Consider the following 6,137-nt stretch of genomic DNA (forward strand, 5'->3'; position numbering starts at 1 on the left):
AAATCAAATGAAAAAGACGATAATAATACTGGCATTCAGCCTATGGGTAGCTCCAATGGCGTCAGAAGCTCATGTGGTAGCCGAAGAAGGTTCAATCAAAGTCAAAGATGAGAATTCGGTCAAAGAAGTGATCGATAACTACATCAAAGCCACAGGTGGAGAATCCAAGATGAAGGCGATTTATAACGTGGAAATGAACATGGAAGCCGAAATTCAAGGAATGAAATTGCTCATTCAGGGAATAACTGATCAGAAAAATGAGCGCATGCTAAACGTCACGGAGGTGAATGGTAATGTAATGTCAAAGACTGTCGTCAAAGACGGAGCTGGTACTGTTTCTGCAATGGGGCAGGAGCAAACGTTGACTGATGAGCAAGTTGCAGCAGTATTGAAAAACCAGATTTATGCTTTCCGTGAGTTGTATCTAGATGATTTGGGAATCGCTGTTACATTTGAAGGAACGGCTGAAGTGGAAGGTGAGCAAGCCTATAAGCTCGCGTTTGATGCTGGTGGAGATGGAAACACTACGGAATATTATAGTGTTGCTTCTGGTTTAAAGCTTCAGACTGAATCTCCCGCTGCTGGGAAAATTGTTTACAAAGATTACAAAGAAGTAGATGGTTTGATGATGCCGATGACTATGGTCATCACCAACAGCATGTTGCCTATGCCTCTTAAAGCTAATATCACATCTATAGAGTTCAACCAAGAATTGGATGACTCGGTGTTCAATTAAGATTTGAAATAGTTAGTGAAGAAAGGGCTGTCATTGCTGACAGCCCTTTTGCTTTATCTACCAATCCAAACAACTCTTTTAGGGTTGTTTTTTTTGTCTAAAATCTGATAGTCTTTAAACAGAAATTCGCTGGATTTAGTTAGGACCACTTCTATTTTTCTCCCGAATCTATCGAGGGATAACTTAATAGTTGATTCAGATATTTCTTGCTTCTTGATGATATCTCCAATTTGGAGTTTTGAATACGCTTCGCTTTTTGGATGAACCTTCGCAACCTTACCATTCTCTGATTTGATGATTCCAAAATCTGAGGCTAAGCTATCTTCTTTACATTTTTTCGTGAGATCAAAACCAAGCGATGATAAGTGTTTCTCCACCAATGGGAAAATATCTTCTTTTCCTGCGATAAAGTCGTCGTAGAACTGATTGAAATAGATAGGATGGCTAGTCTGTGAAAGCACCACTTCCCATACTTCTTCCAGCGTATAGCCAATTTTCGTTTTGCCAAATTTCTTCCAAAGCATCTTCAGCACCTGATGAAGAGATGAATTCTCATCCAAAAGCATTGCATCTAGACAAAACGCTATCAAAGCACCATGGGTGTAGATACTCACTTTTTTATCAGGTATCCCGGCCACATAGCCATCTATCCAGAGATCAAAGCTGGACTCTAAGATGGATTGATTTTGCCAGCCGAAATTCACTGCTTCACGGTTCAGTACTTTTTCAAATGTATGGAAATATTCCTCAAGGGAGAAGTATCCTGATCTCAACAAGAAAATATCTCCCATGTAAGTTGTGACACCTTCTACCATCCATCCGGCTTCATGATAGGCTTCTTTGGAGAAATTGTAAGGCATAATTTCGATAGGCCTGATCTGGCACACATTCCAGGCGTGATACAATTCATGACAACTTACACCCATGAGTTCATTCCTATGCTTTCTTTCTGCCAAACTCTCAGCAGGGCCAAATGTAATCACCGTTCCGCGCTGATGCTCGACACCATGATAATGTGAATAGGGCAGAAGTTGATAGATGAAGTGGTATTCCTCTACTGGAAACTCCCCGAAAGCCTCGATAAGCTTTTCTGCGAATTCCCTCACATCGGTTTTGAATTTTGAAAGGTCAAAGTGAATTTCTCCATTAAACCATAAATGGAATTTGACTTCATCGATTTCAAATGACTGGTGAGTTAAGCTTTGGGAAGCTAGAAAGGAGCTATCCGCTAAATGCTGAAAATTGGAGGCAAAATATTCATTGTTTTCGCTGAGTAGGGTAGTACAAGACTGGAAGTGCTGGGGGTGATTTATTTCTACTGTAATCCTTTCTTCGGAACGACCTTCCACCTCAAAACAGCAATTAACAAAGTTCAGGTAAAGTTGCTCGTCATCGACCCAGCAAGAGCCCGCATCCAATTTAGCGCAGTAATATTCATAACGAATCTGGTACTCTCCCACATGGTCGGGACTGAATTCCCATAGATCTTTAGTCAATTTGGAATGAGAAATTGTGTCTCCATTTGGTGAGATAACTTGGAGACCTCGAATATTTTGAACGTAATTTGAAAGCTGATAACGTCCTGCTCTCCAAGCGGGAAGCTGTAGTCGCACCTGTGAAAGATGCCTTATAGGAATGTATAGCGTGATTTGTATGAATTGAGATACTGGATTTTGGGATTCTATTAGGAATTTCATTGTGGTTAAGTTGAATGAATTCAAACAAATGTTATTTGGCTTGTTTGCATTTAAGGAAATGGTACTTATCTTTGCATTCCTTTTAGGGAGGCAAACCAAGGAGACTTAATCAAGCAAGCAATTAGATAAAGATATTCGATCATGAAAAGAACATTTCAACCTTCTCGTAGAAAAAGAAAAAATAAGCACGGCTTTAAAGAAAGAATGTCTTCTGCTAACGGTAGAAGAGTACTGAAAGCTAGAAGAGCAAAAGGAAGACACAAGTTGACTGTTTCTTCTGAAAAGACATTGAAGAAGTAATTCTTAGCACTGATTTTCGTATGTTCACGTACGATTATAGTCCTTGTGATGAATTACAGACTCCCAAAAAGTGAGCGGCTTCATGCCGACAAACTTATCAAGGAACTTTTTAACGAAGGTTCCTCTTTTTTTTTGTACCCCTTTAAAGTCCAATTTTTTGTTAAAAAGGACCTGGGTAGTGGAACCTCTCAGGTGCTTTTCTCCGTTTCGAAGAAGAAGATTAAAAAGGCTGTCGGGCGAAACTTCGTAAAACGGAGGATGCGCGAGGCCTATAGGCTTAACAAAGCGTTGATTCCTCCCACAGCCCCAGCTATGTCGATTGGCTTAATTTATGTAAGTTCCGATCTGATGGAATTTTCAGAAATTCAGACTAAAATTATCCTGGCTTTAAAGAAACTTGCCACTATTGTAAGCGAAAACCAAAAACAGCATGCATAAATCATTGAAAAAATCCCTGCTGATCTTCCTACTGGGAGCAATTGCACTTACCGGATTTTTTGCATTCAATCCTAAGAACGACAAGCTATTTGCGATAGCTAAGAACATTGACATTTTCGCTACACTCATACGTGAACTAGACTCCTACTATGTGGATGATATTGATCCAGATGAATTAGTGACCATCGGTATCAATGCGATGTTGGAGGAATTGGATCCTTATACGACTTATGTTCCTGAGGAGGATTCGGATGATTATCGAATGATGACGACTGGGGAATATGCTGGGATTGGAGCTTTGATAGGAAATCGGGGAGAAGGAAGCATGGTAATCATGCCTTATACGGGGTTTCCTGCGCAGACGGTCGGCCTGAAGATAGCTGATTATATATTGAAAATAGACTCTACTGACGTGACGACCTTGGGAACGTCAGATGTTTCTACACTTCTTAAAGGCCCTGCTAATACGCCTGTGCATCTTCAAATTAAAAGAGATCAGGATACGCTTGAGTTTGATGTGATTCGTAAGAAAATAGCGATCAAGAATGTTCCTTATTACGGAAAATTGAACGACAATACAGGTTACATTAAGTTGGCCGAGTTCACTACCAATGCTTCTACGGAAGTAAGAAATGCGCTTGTTGATTTGAAAAGCCAGGGAATAGATAGGCTGGTGCTGGATGTAAGAGATAATCCAGGTGGCTTGGTTAATGAAGCCGTTGAGATTATTAACCTATTTATTCCAAAAGGAAAAGAAGTGGTGAAGACTATAGGTAAGCTTGAAAATGTGAATTACACCTATAAGACTACCAAAACCCCTGTGGATAAGGATATTCCGATGGTTGTTTTGCTTAATGAGCATAGTGCTTCTGCATCAGAGATTGTGGCTGGTACGCTACAGGATTACGATCGGGCTGTTTTATTAGGAAGAAAATCATTTGGTAAAGGGTTGGTGCAAACTACAGTTCCATTGACCTACAATGCCCAGATGAAAGTGACTACCGCCAAATACTACATTCCAAGTGGTCGCTGTATTCAAGCCATTGACTATTTGCAAAGCAGAGAAAATGATGAGTTGGTGACTGTACCTGATTCTTTGAGAAAAGTTTTCCATACCAAAAATGGAAGAGAAGTATTAGACGGCGCCGGTATCGAGCCGGACGAAGAGGTAGAGCAAAAAAGCTATGCGCCGATTTCATATAGCTTGGTAGCGAGAAATCATGTGTTTGATTACGGTACCAAATATTTCTATGAGCACGAAGAGATTGCTGATCCATCCACCTTTACTATTTCGGATGCAGATTACGAGGCATTTGTAAAATGGTTGGAAGGAAAAGAATATGATTATACGACTTACTTGGAAAAGTCGGTGGAGGATATGCGTAAGAACGCTGAAAAAGTGGATTATTACGATGAGATCAAAGCTCAGATAGATTCACTTGAAAAGCGTGTGAACCATAGCAAGGAGCAGGATTTGGTCACTAACAAGGAAGAGATCAAGAAAATCCTTTCTCAGGAAATAGTGTCGAGGTATTATTTCCAAGAAGGTATGATCGAATCTGGGCTGCGAGATGACGAAGACGTTGAGCTTGCAATAAAGTATTTGCAGCAGCCTGATAAAATCAAAACCACCCTGACAGCCTCGTCAAAATAATAATTATGGCACTTATTCTCTCCTTGGAGACTTCTACGCCTATTTGCTCCATCGCCCTACATCGAGGTGGGGTATTGCTGCAGGAAAAATCACTTGATGTTCCAGGGGCACATTCTGAAAAACTGATGGGAATGTTTGATTCTCTTCTCAAAGATTGTCAGATTTCTGTGAAGGAGATCGAGGCGATCGCTGTGTCAGAGGGACCTGGCTCTTATACTGGTTTGAGGATTGGAGTTTCAGTGGCCAAAGGTCTGGCTTTTGCCGGGGAATTGCCGTTGATTTCTGTCAGCACGCTGAAATCCCTCGCTTATGGAGCGAAGCAGCAAATAGAAAGCCCTGGGCTTATCGTAGCAATGCTAGATGCGCGAAGGATGGAAGTTTATCGAGAGGTCTTTGATCAAGAATTAAATTCAATTACAAATCTTGATTCTGAGGTTATCGATGAGGGATCTTTTGCAGAATTACTTGACATGGGCAAGGTGTATTTTGTGGGGGATGCTGTCAAAAAGGTCTCAGAAGTAATCAATCATCCCAATGCTGTGTTTATGGATGTGAAAATTTCCGCTGATTATGTGGGCGTCTTAGCATTTGAAAAGTTTAAAAAGGAAGATTTTGCTGACTTGGCTTATTTCGTTCCTAATTATCTGAAGGAGTTTAAAGCTCTTCAGTCCAAAAAGAATCCATTGCTTATATGAGTGATATAATTAATAGAGTTGCGAGTAGTCCCATCATCACCCTTAATCTGGAAGATATTTATCCTCGGGAAGAGCGAGTGGTTTTTGACCTGAAGCCATTTCTATTTCAGGAATTGATCTTAAGAGAAAAAGACTTTCGTGCTGCTCTGAAACAAATTGATTGGACTCAGTATGAAAATAAATGGGTCGCGATTACCTGTACAGTTGATGCTATTGTTCCCAACTGGGCATTTATGTTAGTTGCCACTTACCTGAATTCTATTGCCAGAGGTTATGCGATTGGAGATTTAAAGGAGCTGGAAGTGATGATTTCCGAAGATTGTCTAAGAAAATTAGAGCTAGAATCTTTCGTAGATAGGCCAGTTGTGGTCAAAGGGTGCAGTGATTTCCCTATTCCTTTATTCGCCTACGGCAAAATAATTTCTCTCATACAGAGCCGTGCAAAATCCATAATGTATGGAGAGCCCTGTAGTACTGTGCCACTCTACAAAAAACAAAAGTCCTGATAATTAAAGCACTGCGTAATTCCATCTAATTTTTTGCAATTTTCTTTGTTCTGGTTCTTGCCGATAAATAAAAAAGGTAGATATTTGCACTCCCAAACGACGCAGACGGTG

General features: G+C 40.4%; 7 protein-coding genes. 6 read left to right on the forward strand and 1 reads right to left on the reverse strand.

Going from position 1 to position 6,137, the window contains the following annotated elements; genetic code table 11:
- Window positions 1-7: 7 nt before the first annotated feature.
- A complete protein-coding gene (locus AACZ87_RS07890; protein WP_339866208.1) occupies window positions 8-736 on the forward strand; it encodes a peptidase, M16 family protein in 729 nt (242 codons plus the stop codon).
- Between the two features lie 53 nt (window positions 737-789).
- Here the strand turns inward: AACZ87_RS07890 and AACZ87_RS07895 are convergent, their stop codons facing one another.
- Window positions 790-2,433 (reverse strand): M61 family peptidase, encoded by a 1,644-nt coding sequence (locus AACZ87_RS07895; RefSeq protein WP_339866210.1) that lies wholly within the window; start codon window positions 2,431-2,433, stop codon window positions 790-792.
- Between the two features lie 141 nt (window positions 2,434-2,574).
- Between AACZ87_RS07895 and rpmH the strand changes: the two genes are divergently transcribed.
- The 5 genes from rpmH to AACZ87_RS07920 are packed head-to-tail and all read left to right on the forward strand — an operon-like array spanning window position 2,575 to window position 6,026.
- Window positions 2,575-2,733: a 50S ribosomal protein L34 gene (rpmH, locus tag AACZ87_RS07900; protein WP_091698287.1), complete on the forward strand. Its 159-nt coding sequence runs from the start codon at window positions 2,575-2,577 to the stop codon at window positions 2,731-2,733.
- A 48-nt stretch (window positions 2,734-2,781) separates the two neighbouring features.
- A complete protein-coding gene (rnpA, locus tag AACZ87_RS07905; protein WP_339866215.1) occupies window positions 2,782-3,171 on the forward strand; it encodes a ribonuclease P protein component in 390 nt (129 codons plus the stop codon).
- On the forward strand, window positions 3,164-4,825 hold the full coding sequence (locus AACZ87_RS07910; protein WP_339866217.1) for a S41 family peptidase: 1,662 nt from the start codon (window positions 3,164-3,166) through the stop codon (window positions 4,823-4,825). Before rnpA ends, AACZ87_RS07910 begins: the two co-directional genes overlap by 8 nt.
- A gap of 5 nt (window positions 4,826-4,830) precedes the next feature.
- Entirely contained in the window at window positions 4,831-5,520 is a 690-nt protein-coding gene (tsaB, locus tag AACZ87_RS07915) for a tRNA (adenosine(37)-N6)-threonylcarbamoyltransferase complex dimerization subunit type 1 TsaB (RefSeq protein ID WP_339866218.1), read from the forward strand.
- Window positions 5,517-6,026, forward strand: a complete 510-nt coding sequence (locus tag AACZ87_RS07920; protein ID WP_339866220.1) for a DUF2480 family protein — start codon at window positions 5,517-5,519, stop codon at window positions 6,024-6,026. The genes tsaB and AACZ87_RS07920 overlap by 4 nt, the downstream gene beginning before the upstream one ends.
- The last annotated feature ends 111 nt before the right edge of the window (window positions 6,027-6,137 follow it).

Origin of the sequence: uncultured Algoriphagus sp., assembly GCF_963974365.1 — a bacterium.
Classification (GTDB): domain Bacteria; phylum Bacteroidota; class Bacteroidia; order Cytophagales; family Cyclobacteriaceae; genus Algoriphagus.